The following is a 16,964-nucleotide window of genomic DNA, read 5'->3' as shown; positions in this document are numbered from 1 at the left end:
GTTACCGGGCCTGCAGAGCGTCCAGCGCGACGGACATGGCCGCGACCAGCCGGCGGTCCAGGCGCGGGTCGTGGATCGTGACGACGTACCGGTCGCGCAGGCCCCACTTCTTGACGACCGAGAAGACCGGGCGGTCGCCGATGACGAAGTCGAAGTGGTACGGCAGCCAGGACAGGCTGTCGACGAAGCGGCGCAGCACGGCCACCCAGACGTTGGTCTCGCGGCCGATCATCTCGCCGAAGCCGGGCTGCTCGAGGTGCCAGGTCGAGCGGATCAGCGACTCCTTGAAGTTCTTGCGGAACAGGCCGATCGGGGCGCCGTTGGCGTCCGTCACGTCGTAGGTGGCGCCCAGGTCCATGACCTGACGGGCCTTGAAGCCCAGCACCGGCACCGACTTGGTGTCGTCGGTGTAGAGGGTGACCTGCTCCTTGAACGCCATCCGCTTCTGCTGGGCGAAGGCGAGCAGGCCGGCCTCGTTGCCGTCGGGGGAGACGGCGTGGATCTCGTATTGGTTGACCATCAGCCGCACGCGCTGACGGACGATCAGCTGCTGCTGAGTTTGAAGGGTGTCGACAGTCACGGCGAGAGAGTGTGTCATACCTGGCGAATGCTGTGGGGAACCTGAGCACCTCGGTGGCGGCACCCCTTGGCGGGAGGTCAAACTGGGGTAATGGCGAAACGAGGACGTACGGGTTCATTGATCGCGCTGGCATTGGGCGCGGCGGCGGTCTGGGTGGCGAAGGACATTCCCCGCCAGATGGGCGCCAAGGCCAAGGGCGAGCGGCTGGCCCGGATGCAAGCCTCGCCGCAGTTCGCCGGGGGCAAGTTCCGCAACACCGAGCCGGCCACCATGCTGGGCTTCGCCGAGATGCCCCGGCTGCTCGCCGCCACGTTGCGCGACCGCGAGAACAGGAGCCCGCACCAGCCGATCCCGCTGGTCACTCCCGACCCGGGGGCCTCGGCCGACGGCCTGCACGTCACCTGGTACGGCCACTCGTCGGCGCTGGTCGAGATCGAGGGCAAGCGGGTGCTGCTCGACCCGGTCTGGAGCGAGCGCTGCTCCCCGTCGCGCCTGTCCGGCCCCAAGCGGCTGCACGAGCCGCCGGTCGCGCTGCGTGACCTGCCGCCGCTCGACGCGGTGCTGATCTCGCACGACCATTACGACCACCTCGACATGGAGACCATCCACAACCTGGTCGACCTGCAGGCGGCCCCGTTCCTGGTGCCGCTGGGCGTCGGCGCCCACCTGGAGCGCTGGGGTGTGCCGGCCACCCGGATCGTCGAGATGGACTGGAACGACACCCACAAGGTGGCCGGGCTGGAGTTCATCGCCACCGCGGCCCGGCACTTCTCGGGCCGGGGGCTCGGCCGCGACGGGACGCTCTGGACGAGCTGGGTGATCAACGGGCCGACCCGCAAGGTCTTCTACTCGGGCGACACCGGCTATTTCCCGGGCTTCGCCGAGATCGGTGAGAAGCACGGCCCGTTCGACGTCACGCTGGTCCAGGTCGGCGCGTACAACGAGGCCTGGCCGGACATCCACATGATGCCCGAGGACGGCGTCGCCACCCACGTCGACGTCCGCGGCGGCCTGATGATCCCGGTCCACTGGGCCACGTTCAACCTGGCCCTGCACGAGTGGCCGGAACCCGCCGACCGCACCTGGGCCGAGGCCAAGGCCCGGGACGTCCGCCTGGCCGTGCCGCGCCCCGGTGAGCGGGTGGACGTCGACAACCCGCCGGCGGTGGACGGCTGGTGGCAGCAGATCGCGTAGCGGCCGCGCTGCTGGTCCTCGGCAACGGGGTGACGCCGGCCGGGCTCACCCCGGGCAGCCTGGCCCGGGTGCGGGCGGCCGTCGACTACGTACGGGCCGGGGCCCGCCCGGCCCGGATCGTCTTCAGCGGCGGTTGGGCCCAGGCGTCGTCCGTACAGCCGCCCCTGGAATGTCGCGAGGCCTCGCTGATGGTGGCCGCGGCCCGCGAGGCCGGGCTGGACCGGTGGGCCGATATCCGGGCCGAGTGCCGCTCGCGCACCACCCTGGAGAACCTGCTGCACATCGGGGCCGACGGGTTGCTCGACGGGCTCGACCTCGGACCGGAGCGGCCGCTCGGGGTGGTCACCCACGCCTGGCATCTGCCCCGGGTCCGCTTCCTGGCCGGGAAGGTGCTCGGGCTGCACGGCGACGCCCTTCTGGGCGTCCCGGCCGCCGGCTCGTCACCACTGGGGGAGTACGCGCGGAGGGCCGTGTTCCGGATCGGCTTCCTCGGCGTCCGTGATCCGCAAGGGCTGTTGCGCCGGGAACGACGGATGGTGGCGTTGGTGCGGCGCTGGGTATAGACCGCGGCATGGTCCTGCTCCTGCCCGTCTATCAGCCATCGTCCCATCTGTCGGCTTTGGTGGCCGAGATCGATTGCCCGGTTGTCGTGGTCGACGACGGCAGCACACCGGCGGTGGAGGGGCTGCCCTGCACCGTGCTCCGCCACCCGCGCAATTCGGGCAAGGGTGTGGCCCTGCGGACCGGGTTCCGGCACATCATGGCCGCCTATCCCGGCGAGGACGTGGTCTGCGCGGACGCCGACGGTCAGCATTCCGTCGCCGACATCCGTCGCATTTCCGAGGCCGTACGGGATACCGGCCACACGGTGCTGGGTGTGCGCCGGGTGCGGCGGATGCCGTTGCGCAGCCGGGTCGGCAACGCGCTGACCCGGCTGCTGTTCCGGGCCACCACGGGCCGGTCCGTGCGCGACACCCAGACCGGCCTGCGCGGCTACCCGGGTGATCTCCTCCCGTGGCTGCTGACGATCCCTGGCGACCGCTTCGAGTACGAGATGAACGTGCTGCTGGCCGCCGCCCGCGAGGGCCACCCGTACTCGCAGGTGGAGATCGCCACGACGTACCTCGACGACAACGCGTCCTCGCACTTCGGCGCGGTCGGCGACGCCGTACGGATCTATCGGTCGCTGTTGAAGTTCTAACTGGTGGCGGCGGTGTAGGCGGCGAGGAACAGGGTCCCGAGGACCAACAGCAGGCCGACGATCAGCCGGGTGGTGCGTGCGCCTTCGTGACGTACGGGTCGACTGGCGCGCCTGAACTTCTGGCGGGACGACATGGCGTACCCCCTGCGGTGGCCGGACGTGAAAGGCCAGTCTGGGGCTCGTCCGCCACCGCGACCAGGGGATATGTGGGTCGATAGCGCCTAGCCGGTGACCAAGCTCCTGTCGTCTATCCGTCTTTTGATCAGCGCGAACGGCACAAGCGTCACGGCCAGGTAGAGACCGCCCGCGAGCAGCAGCGCGACGCGGGCGCCGGCGTGATCGACGGCCACGCCGCCCAGCAGGCCGCCGAGGGGCAGCCCGGCGAAGCCGATCGCGGTGGCCACGCCGAGGACCCGGCCGCGCAGGTGGGGCGGGATGCGCTCATAACCGAGGGCCATCAGGACGGGGTTGACCGCGGCGACGGCCAGGCCGGCCCCGAACGCCACGGCCAGGACCGGAAGAAGGCGGTCGGTGGCCGCGAGCGCGAAGAACCGCGGCGACCCGGCGATCAGAAAGCAGACGGCGAAGGTGAGCACTCGCGGCAGCCGCGTGGCCAGAGCCGCGTAGACGACCGAGCCGAGGACGGCGCCCAGCCCGAAGACCCCGCCGAGCAGCCCGAGCGTGGCCGGCCCGGCGCCGGTCTCCTTCACCCAGACCGGGACGAAGACCGTGCTGTACGCCTGATCGGCCAGATTGGTGAAGAACAGAACCCCGACGATGACGGCGAAGAGGGTGTCCCGCCGCAGAAAAGCGAACCCGTCTCCGAGCTGGGCCAGGTAGCTCTCGCTCCGGGCCGGCGCAGTGGCGCGGGTGTGGACGCCGGCGGCGACCAGGGTGGCGCAGAAGGCGAACGAGGCGGCGTCGATGGCCAGGACCGCGGCCGGGCCGACGGCCGCGACCAGGACGCCGCCGAGGGGCAGGCCGATCAGGATGGCGGCCCGGCCGACGCCGTCGAAGAGCGCGGTCGCGCGGGCCATCGGCGTGCGGCCGGCGGCCTGGGGGAGCAGGGCACGCTTGGCCGTGTTGGTGGCGCCCGCGAACACACCGGCCACGGCCACGATCGCCACCAACGGCCCGAAGGACAGCAGTCCCAGCAGGTGCAGCACCGGAACCAGCCCGACCACCGCGGCGCTGGCCGCATCGGAGGCGATGGCCACCCGCCGCGGCCCGATCCGGTCGACGAGCGGGCCGCCCAGCATCCCGGCCAGCACGAACGGCAGCGTCTGGGCCAGCGCGACCGCGCCCACCCGGGTCGCCGACCCGGTGGTGGTCAACACCAGCCACGGCACCGCGATCCCGGAGACGTGACTGCCGACCAGCGACACCGACTCCGCCACCAGCAGACTGGCCAGCGGCCTGCGCATCAGCCGCGCTCCTCCGCCGCCGGCAGCGGAAGCAGCTGCCACTGCACCGCCACCCGAGCGGCCGGCGCGGCGCTGGGGTCGGTGGCGAACTCGGCGATCAGGGTCTTGAGGCGGGTGCTGAGCTCGGCGGCCCGGGCCGGGGCGAGCTCAAGGAGGTCGGTGCTGAGGAACAGGATGTCCTGCCACTCGCGCGGCATGGCCGGAAGGTCGGCGATGGCGGCCTCGGTGCGCTGAAAGTCGGCCTGGGCCACGGCCCGCAGATAACCCTCGGCCACCTCCCACGACTGGCGGCTCTCCTCGGGCGTCAGCACGGTCCGCCCGTGCGCGGCCCGCCACCAGCGCTCACGGCCGGTTCCTCGCTCGGCGTCCTCGACCACGAAGCCGTACAGCGCCAGTTGTCTCAGGTGATAGCTGGTGGCCCCGCTGGACTGCCCGAGCTGCTCACCGAGCCGCGTCGCGGTGGAGGGGCCGCCCTTCCGGAGCAGATTCAGCAGCCGTACGCGCAGTGGATGCGCCAGCCCGCGCAAGGTGCGCGGATCCAGCGCTATGTCATCGTCCCGCATGGATGCAAAGCTATCTTTGCAAAGCATCCTTTGCAAATCCGTCGGCGTCGGCGGCGGTCAGCCGGCCAACTCGGTGATCACCTTGACCAGGCCGTCGGCGATCAGGAAAAGAACATGACCGACGGACCGCAGAATCTTGACGGACAGCTCGGAATTCAGAGCCACGAGCACAATGACGACCACGGTCAGCGGCACCCAGCTCAGATGCAGCCCGACCTTCCCGGCGGTCGACTTGTGGGCGATCGCCCCGCAGAGAACACCGACGAGATCGGCAATCGTGAAGACGGTGCCCAATTGAACGTTGGGCGTGCCATGCGACATGGCGGCCCCCACGAGGTCGATGGTCAAAGCCACTACCCCGACGATCGCCGCCGCGATCGAGCTGTAAGAGAACATGAAACTACTTCCCGCCTGTATCGACCCATTCTCCTCATCGGTGAAAAGCGTGACAGTCGGCATGTAACGCGGGAAGCGGGCGAATTGCCAATCACCCGGTGCCGCAACGGCCTTTGATCGCACCCGCTCCGCCTACTCCGATCGGGCATGGTCGCCGGCGCTGGCTACGATCCCGGCCGTGACCGTCATCGATCTCGACCGCGAGGTGCAGCCCGCGCCGCACCGGCCCGCCCGGCGACCCGCGCGGGCCTTGGTCGCGCTGACGGCAGGCGCGCTGCTACTCGGCCTGCCCGGCGAGCCCCAGAGCCCGCCGAGCCCACCCGAAGGGGCCCCCTTCTGCACGGTTGTGCCGGGCTCGGGTGCCGCGAGTCAAAACGTGGTCGTCATCGATTCCACCACCGGCGAAGTGGTCCGGATCCTCCACTGCTGACCACGGGTCGGGCCGGGTTGGCTCGGCTGTGCTGCTGGGTTGATGATCGGCGGGTGTCGGGTGATGAGTCGTACGAGTTGGCCGGTTTCGTGGTTGGGGGCCGGTGGACACCTCCGGCCCAGCCTTGGACCGCGCGCATGCCGGCTGAGGTTGCCACCGTCAGCGACTGTCTGGCCGAATTGCCGGTCTTCGACACGGATCCATTGACTGCGCCCTGGCACCGGTCACTGCAGGATGCGATCGAGACCGCGCGGAACGCGCCGGCGGGCGCCCACGTTCTGGCCGCGAGCATGCCGACGCCGGGCGCGGATGGCCTGGCCGAGATGCTCGAGGCGTGGATCGGCGACTATCCACATCCGATCCTGGCCAACCTCGGCCATCGAGTCGCTCCGCCCAGTGGCTGGGTTCTCGGCTTTGAAGTACTCGGTTTCGAGGCGGGCCGCTTCCACTCCTGGCTCTGCTATGGCCTCCACGAGCAGGCCGAAGACGAACTCGCCGTCCAAGCCAACCAAGACGGCCTACTGACCAGCTTGGCCGACGCTCAGCGAATCGCCGACGCCGCCAACAACAAGCGCGGCACACTCAACGGCACGCCAGAAGAAGTCACCTGGTTTCCCGTCCGCATCACTCAGCACGACAACCGACCCACCTGAGGTATCGACATGAGGTTCTTGGGACATCGCATTCCCGGCTGGGGGTGGCGGTGACTGGCAACGAGGCGCGGCTCGGGTCCCTGATCGACCATGCGTCGCAGTGGGGAGACATCGACTATGACGAGATCGCGCCGACGGTTGAGGCACTGACCGGCTCGGGTGACGTCGGTCTGGTGCCGCGGCTGCGTGAGGCGCTCGTCGATGTGGCCGGCGACGATCGCGCCTTCGCCATCCTTGCCGGGGCGCTTCACGACCCCGACGAGCTGGTGCGGAGGGAGGCGATCGGCCGCCTCGGCGCAAGTGGTCGTCTCGACGCGGTGGAGGTATTGACGAACGCGGTGACCGAGGGCCGGCCGTTGGAGGGGGCGCGGATCGCCTACGCGCTCGGTCGGCTCGGCCGGTCATCGGCCACGCCGATGTTGCTCCAGCTGCTCTTCGACGAGGACGAGCGCGTGCGTGACCAGGCGAGGGACGCGCTTGGCGCGGTCGGGAGCCCGGCCGCCGTCGACGCCCTGCTCGCCGAGGCCGGCGGTCCGGACGTGCGGCGTCGCGCCGGAGCCGCGAAGGCGCTCGCCAAAGCGGTCGCCGCCGATCCTGCAGCGCCTCGCCGAGGATCACGAGGCGAGCGTCCGGCAGGCCGAGGGCACTCAGCTCACGAAGGCGCGGCTTTGGTCAGGGTGACGTGGGTGGGGTGGATCTGGCCGAGCATGGCGAAGGGGGAGCTGTCGACGGCGCGGCAGAAAGGAAGGTCTCGAGTGAGATCCACGCGCTCGGTGGGTGGGGCGGTGGCGTAGGCGCGGGTGTGTTCGACGGCGCCGTCGGTGATGCCTTGGAGCAGGGCGGAGCGGCTCGGGGTGGTGCCCTGGAGGAGACCGTCGAGGTAGGTGGCGCAGGCCCAGTCCTCGGGGGATCGGCCGGTGCAGATGATCGTCCAGGGGGTTCGGGGGTGGGTGGTGGTGATCCAGCGGGCGGTGGCGGTGACGTTGCGGGCGGAGGTGGCCAGCAGGGCGGCCGGGTGGGGGCTGCGGGCCAGGCCGACGGTGCCGTTCGAGGTGGACTGGATCAGGTGGTGGCCGGTGAGTGGGGCGGTCGAGATCTCGTACGGCGAATTGCCGTAGTTGAAGTCGGCGGGCCTGAGGCCGCCGGTCTCGCCGATCAGGAGGTGGCCGGGGTGTTGCCGGTGGAGGGCTCGGGCCGCGTCGAGTGAGGGTGTGCAGGCTATTGCTGTCGCGCCTCGCTCGAAGGCGACGGCGGCGGTGGTGAAGGCGCGGATGACGTCGATGACCACGACGACCCGGCCGGAGGGGATCTCGGCGTCCATTCCCACGATCGGCACGGGATGCCACTCTGCGCGCGGATGCGGCGGGCCGCAACGTCATTTGTCGAGGAAGTCGTCGCCCAGCAGGGAGCGCAGGCGGGTCAGGGCGCGCGCGTTGCGCATCTTCACGACGGAGGCGGAGACGTCGAGGATGGTGGCCACGGTGTCGACGCTGTGGTCCTCGGCGTGGCGGAGGACCAGGACGGCCCGGTCCTCGAGGCTCAGGCGGGCCAGGGCCTCGACCAGGGTGAGGTGGAGTTCCGGGCCGCCGGCGGGGGCCGGGTGGTCGGGGAGGTCGGCCACGACGATCTCGGAGCTGTCGCGGCGGCGCTGGTGGTCGAAGACCAGGTTCATCAGGACGCGGCGGCTGTAGGCGTCGAGGTTCGTGGTGGTACGCAGCAGGCGGCGCCACGACGCGTACATCTTGGTGTAGGTCTGCTGGGTCAGGTCCTGGGCCAGATGCCAGTCGCGGCACATCAGGTAGGCGCTGCGGCGCAGGCCGGTGGCGGTCGACTCGACGAAGGCGGTGAAGTCGTCGTCGGCCTGACCGCGGCGGGCCGGCACGGGGCGGGCCGGCGTCACGGTGTCGGTCACCGCACGCCTCCGATGGGGGCGCTGGGCGGGCAGACGCGGCCGACGATGTCCTGGACGCCGCCCATTGCCGCGTAGTCGGTGTGGAAGGCCGCGTAGCGCGAGGTGTCGGCCAGCCGCACCCGGAACGATTCGGGCAGGGAGTCCGGGGTGACCGACGCGACGAAGTCCGGCGAGTCGGCCCACAACTTCCGGAACTTGTCGTACGCCTGCTCGCGGTTCTCGAAGACCGAGGAGGACACGCGCTTGTCGTTCGCGAGCGCCGACCCGATGGCCGATCGTTGCCGCCGGGTCGCCTCGGAGGTCAGGAAGATGGCCACGTCGGTGGCATCGCTCTGGACCGGGTCGACCGAGCACGCCGGCGCGGCCGGGCATCATCGCGGCGGCGATCGTGACCGCCGGCGGTGTCTCTGCCGTGGACCGGAGGTTCAGGCCCGCTACGCCGCCCGCCACCGCGATCACGGCGGCGGCCGCGCCGGCCACGGCGGTCTGCCGGCGTCGGCGGCGCACCCGGCCGCCCTGTTCGATGGCCAGGTGCGCCATCGCGAAGGGGTCGGCGCCGGGGTCGTGGCTGACCGCCTGGTCGAAGTGCTCCCGCAGATTCGCGTCCACTTGTTCGTCCTCGCTGTCGGTTGCGCTCTCTGCAGATAGGACCGCCTGGGGCCGCTGTTCGGTCACATCGAATTCGGCCAGCGCCGAAGTCTCACGGCCGTAGCCTGCGGCGATGCGAGAGATTCTGAGTGACCCGGCGTTCGTGGTGCCGCCGGTGCCTCCGGCGACGGCGGGGGTGGGCTGGCTTCGGGCCAGCGTCGGCCGCTTCAGCGAGGGCGCGGCGCACGTTCGGCGGCGAGGGCTGGCCGAGGCGATTCTTGATGGCATTGCGCCGGAATCGCTGCGGGGGAGGAGCGGGCATTCGGTGGCTGTCCTGGCCGCGGCCATGGGGGTGACCGATCCGGCGGTGGCGGGGCTGGTGGAGGACGTAGCTCAGGCCTACCAGCCGGGGACGGGGGACGAGGGGGTGGCTGATCCGGCCGTCGAGCGGCTGGTTGCGATCTTCGGCCGGCACGATGAGGGGACGGCGGCGCGGATCGGGGTGCTGGTGCAGGCGTGTGGGGCGACGGTGGCACTGATCGAGCGGACGCGGGACAAGCCGGTCGAGGAGGTGCTGCGCGACGATCCACCCGTGCGCTTCACGAAGCGGCAGGCCAAGGCGGCCACCACGGCGGGTGGCCGCCGGATCGAAGCTGGTGAGATCCTGTTGGTGCCGCTGGCGGGGCCGACGGCGTTCGGCGCGGGGCCCCGGCAGTGCCCGGGCCGCGCTCACGCCCTGGCGCTGGTCGAGGCGGCGACGAAAGCTCAGGCGCCGGACGCCTCGCGCTGACGGGGAACGCAGATCTTCACCGCACCGGGGGCGACCTTGGCCGTGAAGGTCTTCGCCTTCGTGCGGGCGCCGCCGTCCAGCTCGTACTCCATCTTGGACTTGAGCTTGACCTCGATCTCGCGGGCCCGGGTGGTGCGGACGAACGGCGAGCTGTCGCTGCGGCCGACGGCCATGGTGCCGAGGGCGCGCGCCCACTGCAGGGCGCCCTGGGCGGTGGCGACGCCGACGTCGAGCCAGCCGTCGTCCGGCTTGGCGTCGTCGAAGGCCTTGATGCCGCCGGTGATCTGGCTGACGTTGCCGATCAGGACGCAGCTGGCCTCGTCGTCGAACCACTCGGTGCCGTCGATCTTGATCTGGGCGCGCGGGGCTTCGCCGTTGACGTGGCGGACGCCGGCCCAGACGTACGCGAGCTTGCCGAGCCGGTCCTTCATCTTGCGGTCGGCGTCGCTGATCATCGCGCCGTCGAACCCGACCCCGGCCATCACGCCGAAGTACTCGCCGTTGAGCTTGCCCAGGTCGATGCGGCGGTGCTCGCCGTGCAGGGCGATGTCGACCGCCTGCTCGAGGTCGGCCGGGATGCCCAGGTTGGTCGCGAGCAGGTTGCCCGTGCCGGCCGGCATGATGGCCAGCGGGATCTTCGAGCCGCCCTTCTCGTGGGCCAGCACGTCGATCGAGCGCTGGACCATGCCGTCGCCGCCCCACACCACGAGCAGGTCCGGCTTGGCCTTGATGACCTTGCGGACCTGCTCGGGGGCCTTTTTGCTCTTGGGTACTTCAGACCACAACAGGTCGTCGACGCCGGTGTCGGTCAGGCGGCGGCGGAGCTCGTCCAGGCCTCCGCCGAACGTCTTGCGCTGGTGCGCGACCACGGCGATGGTGCGGGGAGTACTCATGGGCAGCGCACTACCCGTATCGACGGAAACGTAATCAGTTGACCGTCTCGCGCATGCGCTGCTCGGCGGCCGCGCTGCGGATCACCATGAGGCGCAGCTCGAGCTCGTCCGAGACCATCGAGGCGAGGTGCTCGAGGGCCTTGAGCTGGCGCGGGTTGGCCTCACGGGGTTTGTTGTCGATGACGTTGACCGTGCCCAGGCGGTACCCGTCGTGCGTACGGATCGGGGCCGCCGCGTAGAAGCGCAGGCCGAGCTCACCGCGTACCAACGGGTGTTCCAGGGTCCGGGGGTCGACCGCGGCGTTGTTGATCACGTAGACGTCGTCCTGGGCGATCACCGACGCGCACAGGCCGGGCTCGCGGCCGACCTGGCGGACGCCGCTGAGGCCCTGGCACGCGGCCAGCCAGACCCGGTCCTGCTCGACCAGGGAGACGGTCGCGATCGGGGTGTCGAAGATGGCACCGGCGACGAAGGCGATCCGGTCGTACGCGTCCTCGACCGGCTGATCGACCAGCCGGTACCGGCGTACGGCCTCCAGCCGGGCCTGCTCTTCGGGGTTGACGGTGTCCAAGTATTCGTAGGCGTTCGACGACACGGGGCTGCTGCTCGTCATGGCCTTCCTTCCTGGGGGTGGCTCCGATGCCTGCTCGGTGCCTGCGAGCCTAGAAAGGCCCTCGAGGCCCCGCAATGCTCTCGGTAGGCGAATCGGGCCCACATCCTGTGAACAGGCTGGGATATCGCACATTCTGTCGGTCACCGGGTAATGGAGCACCGTGACGCAACGAACCGCCGCCGTGATCGGGCAGCTCGCCCGCGACCTCGTATTGACCGTTGACGAACTCCCGGACGTCGGTGCGTCCGGCGCCGCCACCAGCCGGCACGAGCAGCTGGGCGGCAAGGGCGCCAACCAGGCGGTCGCCCTGGCCCAGCTCGGCGTGCGGCCGTCGCTGGTCGCCGTGGCCGGCGACGACGTGATCGGCGACGTGCTGCTCGATCAGGCCAAGAAGGACGGCATAGACGTACGCCGCGTGGTGCGCCGTGCGGACACGCTGACCGGCCTGATCGTGGAGATCCTGGAGCCGGGCTCGAAGTACCGCTACGTCGAGCACCTGCCCCTGCTCACCGAGGGCGACGTGCTGGCCGCCCGCGATGTGATCGCCGCCGCCGACGCCGTGCTCGTGCAGTTGCAGCAGCCGTTCGAGGCCGCCCTGGCCGCGGCCCGGATCGGGCACGAGGCCGGGAAGCTGGTCGTGCTGGACGGCCAGGTCACCGACGAGGCGATCCTGCCGTACGCGGATGTCGTGCGGGCCGACGAGAAAGAGGCCGAGGGCTTGGACACGAACGGCTCCGGGCTCTTCGCCCTCGCCCAGGAGGACGGCAACCTGCTGATCTGGAAGGACGGCCGGGTCAAGATCCCGCTGATCGGCGGCGATCCGGTCGACACCACCGGCGGCGGCGACTCGTTCACCGCGGCGCTGACCGCGGCCCTGCTGACCGGTGACTCCTATGAGGAGGCCGGGCGGCGGGCGACCGCCGCCTCCGGCGTGACCGTCATGCACGTCGGTGGACGACCGGACCTGCGCTATGTCTGAGATCGGGGCCGCCGAGCCGTGGATCGTCCGCGAGACCGCCCTGCCCGCCGAGGACGCGCTGCGCCAGGCCGAATCGATCTTCGCGCTGGCCAACGGCCACATCGGCCTGCGCGGCAACCTCGACGAGCCGCACGCGGGCGGGATGCCGGGCACGTTCCTCAACTCGCTGTTCGAGGAAAGGGACATCACCTACCCCGAGGCCGGGTACGCGTTTCCGGAGCGGACCGAGACGGTGGTGAACGCGCCGAACGTCAAGCCGATCTCGCTGCGGGTGGGTGACTCGCCCTTCGACGTACGGACCGGGACGCTGACCAAGCACGAGCGGGTGCTCGACCTGCGGGCCGGAACGCTGACCCGGTCGGTCGAATGGACGTCACCGGACGGGGTTGCGGTGCGGCTGCGCAGCGTACGGCTGGTGTCTTTCCCGCGTCCGTCAGTGACCGCCGTCCGCTACACGGTGTCCGCTGACGCGCCGCTGACCGTCATTTCCGACCTGATCGTCAACGAAGAGCTGTCCTCCGAGCGGGACGACCCGCGGGCCAGTGCCATCATTTCTGACCCCTTTTGTTCTGTTTTCGTCGACGACGACATCCTTGAGCACCGCACCAACCGCAGCGGTCGATCGGTGGCGGTCGCGGTGATCCATACCGGTCACGAGGGAATTGTGGAAGCCTCGCCCGACCGGATCCGGTGGACGGCCACCGGGCACGGGGAGATCAGCTTCGACAAGTTCGCCGCGTACCGCTGGAACGAGGACGGCCTCCGTGACCTCGCGCTGAAGGATCGGGACGCGGCGGCCCGGGACGGCTTCGACGCGCTGCTGGCCGAGCAGCGCGACTATCTCGACGAGTTCTGGGACGGGGCCGACGTCGAGGTCGACGGCGACCCGGACATTCAGCAGGCGGCCCGGTTCGGCCTGTTCCACGTGCTGCAGGCGGCGGCCCAGGCCGGCCCGCACCCGATCCCGGCCAAGGGCCTGACCGGCAACGGCTACGACGGGCACACCCTGTGGGACACCGAGACGTACGTGCTGCCCGTGCTCACGTACACGCATCCGCAGTGCGCCGGGCTGGCCCTGCGCTGGCGGCACAGCACTCTTCCGGCCGCTCGGGACCGGGCTCGTGAGCTGCGGCTCGACGGCGCGGCGTTCCCGTGGCGCACGATCAGCGGCCCCGAATGCTCCGGCTACTGGCCCGCCGGCACGGCCGCGCTGCACGTCAACGCCGACATCGCCGACGCCGTGCTGCGCTACTACAAGGCCACCTGCGACGAGGACTTCATGCGTTCGGTGGGCCGAGAGTTGATCGACGAGACCGCCCGCATGTGGCAGTCCGTCGTCTACTTCGACGACGACGGGGCCGCGCACATCGCCGGGGTCACCGGGCCCGACGAGTACACGGCCCTGATGGACGACAACATCTTCACCAACCTGATGGCCGAGCAGAACCTGCGGGCCGCCGGCGTCGATGTGCGCCTGCACGTGCCCTACGACGAGAAGCGCGAGGTCCACGATCAGTCAGCCGGCTTCACCCGCCTGCCGGCATGGGACTTTTCGGACGAGGACTATCCGCTCATGCTCCACCACCACTACCTGAACCTCTACCGCAAGCAGGTGATCAAGCAGGCCGATCTGGTGCTCGCCATGATGAAGCGCCCCGACGCCTTCACCCTCGACGAGAAGCGCCGCAACTTCGAGTACTACGAGGCCCGCACGGTCCGTGACTCCTCCCTGTCCGCCCCCGTACAGGCCGTGCTCGCCGCCGAGCTCGGACACCTGAGTCGCGCCCACGAATACCTGACCGAGTCGGCCCTGCTCGACCTGCGCGGCACCGGCGAATCCGGCGGCGACGGCCTGCACATCGCCGCCTGCGCCGGCGCCTGGACCACCCTGGTCATGGGTTTCGGCGGCCTCCGCGACCACGGCCCCGAACTGTCCTTCGCTCCCCGGCTGCCCCCGCGCTTCCAGCGCCTCGCCTTCCGGCTCCGCTGGCGTGACTGCCGGCTCTCCGTCGCGGTCACTCCCGACAGCGTGACGTACGCGGCCCGGCAGGCCCCCATCACCTTCCGCCACCAGGGCGAGGAGGTGCAACTGGCCGCCGGCCAGGAGAAATCGTTCCCCTTGGACCCGGTCGAGGACCTGCCGGCCCCGCCCACCCCGCGGCCCCCTCTTAAGCTGACCGAATGACCGTCTGGGTGGCCTTGTTGCGAGCAGTCAACCTCGGCGCTCGCAACAAGGTGCCCATGGCTGCCCTACGGGCGTCCCTGTCCTCAGCCGGCCTGCCGGGCGCCAAGACCCACCTGCAGAGCGGCAACGTGCTGGTCCGCTCCGACCTGGACGTCGGCCCCATCATCCACAAGGTCCTGCGCGAGGACTTCAACCTCAACGAGCCGGTGATGGTCCGCAGCCACGACCGCCTCACCGAGATCCTCGCCGCCAACCCCTTCCCCGCCGCGGCCCTGACCCGCCCCACCCACCTGCGCGTCATCTTCCTGGCCGACCACCCACCCGCCGCCCGAGCCAAGCTCCTGGAAGAACACGCCGAGATCCGCCTGCGGGACCGCGAGGTCTACCTCGACTACGGCGACCGAGTCCACGGCAACCCGGTGAACGCGGCCATGGTCGCCCGCCGCCTGGGCCTGCACGGCACCGAACGCAACTGGGCCACCCTGACCAAGCTGGCGGAGATCGCCGCCCTCCTCTGACCCGATCGGCCGTCATCTACCGCCGGCCTGGGTGACCAGCGCGTCCAGCAGTGCGGAGGTCACAGGCTGGCCGGTCACGAGCACCCGGAAGTGGATCGGCCCGACCACCTGGTCGACAAGCAGGTCGATGTCGGCGTCGGCGGGCAGCTCGCCCCGCGCCACCGCCCGGTCGAACGGCACCCGGTCGCGGGCCCGCAGCCGGGGCAGAACCTCCGCGCGCAGCCGGGTGGCCAGCTCCGGATCGTGCTGGGCCTGACCGGTCAAAGCCCGGAACACCGCGCCCGAGTCGGACACCTCGAGAAAGCGGACCAGCTCATCGAGGTGGGCGCGCAGGTCGGTGCGGAAGGCGCCGGTGTCGGGCAGCGTCAGCTCCTGGGCGCTGTCGGCGGCGAACGCGTCGACCAGAATGTCGGTCTTGGAGCGCCACCACCGGTAGATCGTCTGCTTGGCGACGCCGGCCCGGGCGGCGATGCCCTCGATGGTCACCTTGGCGTAGCCGATCTCGGCAACGAGGTCGTCCGCCGCCTGGAGCACGGCCTCGCGCGCCGCCTCGCTCCGGCCGTGCCGGTTGCCGTGATGCATCGTGCGCTCCTTCCCGCTCCCCTCCCGCTTTCCGAGACGTTACAAGATCCGAGGCTTCCGTAGACGCAACGTTGCGTCTAGTCTTCCGGCATGACGACGACATTGCACGATCCCGCGGTCCGCGACCTGATCGCCCGGCTGTTCACCGAGGCCGAGCACGACGACGAGCGCTCGCCGGGCCGGCCCGCACCCACGATCACCGCCCAGGAGCGCTCCGACCTCCTGGAAGACATCTACATGCCGATCTCGGCACGCGGCGGCGACCTGCTCTACGCCCTGGCCCGCGCGGCCCGGCCGCAGACGGTGGTCGAGTTCGGCACCTCGTACGGAATCTCGACCCTGTACCTCGCCGCCGCCGTGCGCGACAACGGGATCGGGCACATCACCGCGACGGAGCTCAGCGCGACCAAGGTCAAGGCGGCCCGCGCCCATATCGAGGAGGCCGGGCTCAGCGACCTGGTGACCGTGCTCGAGGGCGACGCCCTGACCACCCTGGGCACAGTCGAGGGCCCGATCGGCCTGGCCCTGCTCGACGGCTGGAAAGAGATGTGCCTGCCCGTCCTGCGCCTGCTCGAGGACCGGCTCGCCCCGGGCGCCCTGATCGTCGCCGACGACTCCACATTCGACTCGATGAGCAACTACCTGTCCTACGTCCGCAACCCAGCCAACGGCTACGTCAGCATCGACTTCCCAGTCGAGGACGGCATGGAACTCAGCTGCTGGACCGGCCGCTGACCGAGGCTCGTAAGGTCAGCCGGTGAACGTCTACGACATCGTCGGCCGCCTGCCCTCGATTCCCGTGCTACGCGACCGGTGCCGGGCCCTGGCCGTTCTGGAGTTGATCCAGGGCACCGGCTACGAGTACTACAGCTACACCGCTTGGGGCGACGACGAAGCAGCGCTGATGAGCAACGGCGGCGGCGACGAGTACACCATCGTCTTCAGCGAGGCGGGCGTGTTCATCCGGCTGTTCGACCACGAGTCCGCGATGTCGCCCTATGCCGCCGATGACGATATGGCGCTCTGGCCGGGACTGCTCGACGGGCTGCCGCCGGAGTTCGCCGGACACCTCAGCGAGCCGGCGTTCTGCGACGGCGACGACCTGATCGCGACAGCGGTGCTGTGGCGACGAACCACCGACGACCGCTGGCACGCCGGCGCCGGCATCACGTTTCCGCCGTCCCTCGGCCCCTACGACATCAGCCCGGACGGCACCGACCGGCTCAGCATCCTGTGCGACGACATCGTCAACGAGTACGTCGACTTCGCCGGCGACTACTACGAGACCCAGATCGACCAGGATGCGGTGGCGCACGTCGCGGCCCTGCGCCCGCTCACCGACGAGGTGGTCCGGGCGCTGAACCCGGAGTCGAGCCTCGCCGCGGTTCGCACAGAGGTGGCCACGACCGGCTACCCGATTGCATCGACGGTCAGCTAACGCCGTCCGGGCGGAGGACGCGGGT

22 protein-coding genes and 1 pseudogene are annotated in these 16,964 nt (G+C 70.4%); 13 read left to right on the top strand and 10 right to left on the bottom strand.

What is annotated here, in order from left to right; all coding sequences use genetic code 11:
• Position 1: 1 nt before the first annotated feature.
• Positions 2 to 580, bottom strand: a complete 579-nt coding sequence (locus tag AB0J66_RS37790; protein ID WP_364671554.1) for a hypothetical protein — start codon at positions 578 to 580, stop codon at positions 2 to 4.
• 90 nt (positions 581 to 670) lie between these two features.
• Between AB0J66_RS37790 and AB0J66_RS37785 the strand changes: the two genes are divergently transcribed.
• The 3 genes from AB0J66_RS37785 to AB0J66_RS37775 are packed head-to-tail and all read left to right on the top strand — an operon-like array spanning position 671 to position 2,975.
• On the top strand, positions 671 to 1,774 hold the full coding sequence (locus tag AB0J66_RS37785) for an MBL fold metallo-hydrolase (protein WP_364671551.1): 1,104 nt from the start codon (positions 671 to 673) through the stop codon (positions 1,772 to 1,774).
• Positions 1,756 to 2,337: a YdcF family protein gene (locus AB0J66_RS37780; RefSeq protein WP_364671548.1), complete on the top strand. Its 582-nt coding sequence runs from the start codon at positions 1,756 to 1,758 to the stop codon at positions 2,335 to 2,337. Before AB0J66_RS37785 ends, AB0J66_RS37780 begins: the two co-directional genes overlap by 19 nt.
• 8 nt (positions 2,338 to 2,345) lie before the next feature.
• Positions 2,346 to 2,975 carry a glycosyltransferase family 2 protein gene (locus AB0J66_RS37775; protein ID WP_364671545.1) on the top strand — a complete coding sequence of 210 codons (630 nt, stop codon included), beginning with the start codon at positions 2,346 to 2,348 and terminating at the stop codon, positions 2,973 to 2,975.
• A gap of 221 nt (positions 2,976 to 3,196) precedes the next feature.
• On the opposite strand, the gene AB0J66_RS37770 is transcribed toward AB0J66_RS37775, so the two are convergent.
• The 3 genes from AB0J66_RS37770 to AB0J66_RS37760 are packed head-to-tail and all read right to left on the bottom strand — an operon-like array spanning position 3,197 to position 5,481.
• Positions 3,197 to 4,399: an MFS transporter gene (locus tag AB0J66_RS37770; protein WP_364671542.1), complete on the bottom strand. Its 1,203-nt coding sequence runs from the start codon at positions 4,397 to 4,399 to the stop codon at positions 3,197 to 3,199.
• Positions 4,399 to 4,962, bottom strand: a complete 564-nt coding sequence (locus AB0J66_RS37765; RefSeq protein WP_364671539.1) for a helix-turn-helix domain-containing protein — start codon at positions 4,960 to 4,962, stop codon at positions 4,399 to 4,401. Before AB0J66_RS37765 ends, AB0J66_RS37770 begins: the two co-directional genes overlap by 1 nt.
• 57 nt (positions 4,963 to 5,019) lie before the next feature.
• Positions 5,020 to 5,481: a hypothetical protein gene (locus AB0J66_RS37760; protein ID WP_364671536.1), complete on the bottom strand. Its 462-nt coding sequence runs from the start codon at positions 5,479 to 5,481 to the stop codon at positions 5,020 to 5,022.
• A gap of 55 nt (positions 5,482 to 5,536) precedes the next feature.
• Between AB0J66_RS37760 and AB0J66_RS37755 the strand changes: the two genes are divergently transcribed.
• The 3 genes from AB0J66_RS37755 (at position 5,537) to AB0J66_RS37745 (ending at position 7,235) form a co-directional block, all read left to right on the top strand.
• Positions 5,537 to 5,788 carry a hypothetical protein gene (locus AB0J66_RS37755; RefSeq protein ID WP_364671533.1) on the top strand — a complete coding sequence of 84 codons (252 nt, stop codon included), beginning with the start codon at positions 5,537 to 5,539 and terminating at the stop codon, positions 5,786 to 5,788.
• A 137-nt stretch (positions 5,789 to 5,925) separates the two neighbouring features.
• Positions 5,926 to 6,441: a hypothetical protein gene (locus tag AB0J66_RS37750; protein WP_364671530.1), complete on the top strand. Its 516-nt coding sequence runs from the start codon at positions 5,926 to 5,928 to the stop codon at positions 6,439 to 6,441.
• Between the two features lie 50 nt (positions 6,442 to 6,491).
• Positions 6,492 to 7,235 carry a HEAT repeat domain-containing protein gene (locus AB0J66_RS37745; RefSeq protein WP_364671527.1) on the top strand — a complete coding sequence of 248 codons (744 nt, stop codon included), beginning with the start codon at positions 6,492 to 6,494 and terminating at the stop codon, positions 7,233 to 7,235.
• A gap of 11 nt (positions 7,236 to 7,246) precedes the next feature.
• Here AB0J66_RS37745 and AB0J66_RS37740 read toward each other — a convergent pair.
• The 3 genes and pseudogenes from AB0J66_RS37740 to AB0J66_RS37730 form a co-directional block, all read right to left on the bottom strand.
• A pseudogene (locus AB0J66_RS37740) lies at positions 7,247 to 7,762 on the bottom strand (2-phosphosulfolactate phosphatase); the annotation flags it as partial.
• A 54-nt stretch (positions 7,763 to 7,816) separates the two neighbouring features.
• Positions 7,817 to 8,353 (bottom strand): SigE family RNA polymerase sigma factor, encoded by a 537-nt coding sequence (locus AB0J66_RS37735; protein WP_364671525.1) that lies wholly within the window; start codon positions 8,351 to 8,353, stop codon positions 7,817 to 7,819.
• Entirely contained in the window at positions 8,350 to 8,670 is a 321-nt protein-coding gene (locus tag AB0J66_RS37730) for a permease-like cell division protein FtsX (RefSeq protein WP_364671522.1), read from the bottom strand. Before AB0J66_RS37730 ends, AB0J66_RS37735 begins: the two co-directional genes overlap by 4 nt.
• Between AB0J66_RS37730 and AB0J66_RS37725 the strand changes: the two genes are divergently transcribed.
• Positions 8,663 to 9,001, top strand: a complete 339-nt coding sequence (locus AB0J66_RS37725) for a hypothetical protein (protein ID WP_364671519.1) — start codon at positions 8,663 to 8,665, stop codon at positions 8,999 to 9,001. The two genes, AB0J66_RS37730 and AB0J66_RS37725, sit on opposite strands and share 8 nt — an antisense overlap.
• Before the next feature lie 73 nt (positions 9,002 to 9,074).
• Positions 9,075 to 9,731 carry a hypothetical protein gene (locus AB0J66_RS37720; RefSeq protein WP_364671517.1) on the top strand — a complete coding sequence of 219 codons (657 nt, stop codon included), beginning with the start codon at positions 9,075 to 9,077 and terminating at the stop codon, positions 9,729 to 9,731.
• Here the strand turns inward: AB0J66_RS37720 and AB0J66_RS37715 are convergent.
• Both AB0J66_RS37715 and AB0J66_RS37710 read right to left on the bottom strand, forming a co-directional pair.
• Positions 9,707 to 10,624, bottom strand: coding sequence for a YegS/Rv2252/BmrU family lipid kinase (locus tag AB0J66_RS37715; protein WP_364671514.1), 918 nt, complete (start codon positions 10,622 to 10,624; stop codon positions 9,707 to 9,709). The two genes, AB0J66_RS37720 and AB0J66_RS37715, sit on opposite strands and share 25 nt — an antisense overlap.
• A 34-nt stretch (positions 10,625 to 10,658) precedes the next feature.
• On the bottom strand, positions 10,659 to 11,237 hold the full coding sequence (locus tag AB0J66_RS37710) for a GAF domain-containing protein (protein WP_364671511.1): 579 nt from the start codon (positions 11,235 to 11,237) through the stop codon (positions 10,659 to 10,661).
• 160 nt (positions 11,238 to 11,397) lie between these two features.
• Here AB0J66_RS37710 and AB0J66_RS37705 point away from each other — a divergent pair, with 160 nt between their 5' ends.
• The 3 genes from AB0J66_RS37705 to AB0J66_RS37695 are packed head-to-tail and all read left to right on the top strand — an operon-like array spanning position 11,398 to position 14,919.
• Positions 11,398 to 12,216 carry a PfkB family carbohydrate kinase gene (locus AB0J66_RS37705; protein ID WP_364671508.1) on the top strand — a complete coding sequence of 273 codons (819 nt, stop codon included), beginning with the start codon at positions 11,398 to 11,400 and terminating at the stop codon, positions 12,214 to 12,216.
• Positions 12,209 to 14,401 carry a glycosyl hydrolase family 65 protein gene (locus tag AB0J66_RS37700; protein ID WP_364671506.1) on the top strand — a complete coding sequence of 731 codons (2,193 nt, stop codon included), beginning with the start codon at positions 12,209 to 12,211 and terminating at the stop codon, positions 14,399 to 14,401. The genes AB0J66_RS37705 and AB0J66_RS37700 overlap by 8 nt, the downstream gene beginning before the upstream one ends.
• Positions 14,398 to 14,919 carry a DUF1697 domain-containing protein gene (locus AB0J66_RS37695; protein WP_364671503.1) on the top strand — a complete coding sequence of 174 codons (522 nt, stop codon included), beginning with the start codon at positions 14,398 to 14,400 and terminating at the stop codon, positions 14,917 to 14,919. Before AB0J66_RS37700 ends, AB0J66_RS37695 begins: the two co-directional genes overlap by 4 nt.
• Positions 14,920 to 14,931: 12 nt before the next feature.
• On the opposite strand, the gene AB0J66_RS37690 is transcribed toward AB0J66_RS37695, so the two are convergent.
• Entirely contained in the window at positions 14,932 to 15,501 is a 570-nt protein-coding gene (locus AB0J66_RS37690; protein WP_364671501.1) for a TetR/AcrR family transcriptional regulator, read from the bottom strand.
• A 90-nt stretch (positions 15,502 to 15,591) separates the two neighbouring features.
• Between AB0J66_RS37690 and AB0J66_RS37685 the strand changes: the two genes are divergently transcribed.
• Together AB0J66_RS37685 and AB0J66_RS37680 are read left to right on the top strand one after the other, a co-directional pair.
• Complete coding sequence (locus AB0J66_RS37685) at positions 15,592 to 16,236, top strand: class I SAM-dependent methyltransferase (RefSeq protein ID WP_364671498.1); 645 nt, start codon at positions 15,592 to 15,594, stop codon at positions 16,234 to 16,236.
• 22 nt (positions 16,237 to 16,258) lie between these two features.
• Positions 16,259 to 16,939, top strand: coding sequence for a hypothetical protein (locus AB0J66_RS37680; RefSeq protein WP_364671496.1), 681 nt, complete (start codon positions 16,259 to 16,261; stop codon positions 16,937 to 16,939).
• Positions 16,940 to 16,964 lie beyond the last annotated feature (25 nt).

The organism is Actinoplanes sp. NPDC049598, assembly GCF_040675435.1.
In the GTDB taxonomy this organism is placed as follows: domain Bacteria; phylum Actinomycetota; class Actinomycetes; order Mycobacteriales; family Micromonosporaceae; genus Actinoplanes.
This window is presented reverse-complemented; position numbering and strand designations above follow the sequence as displayed.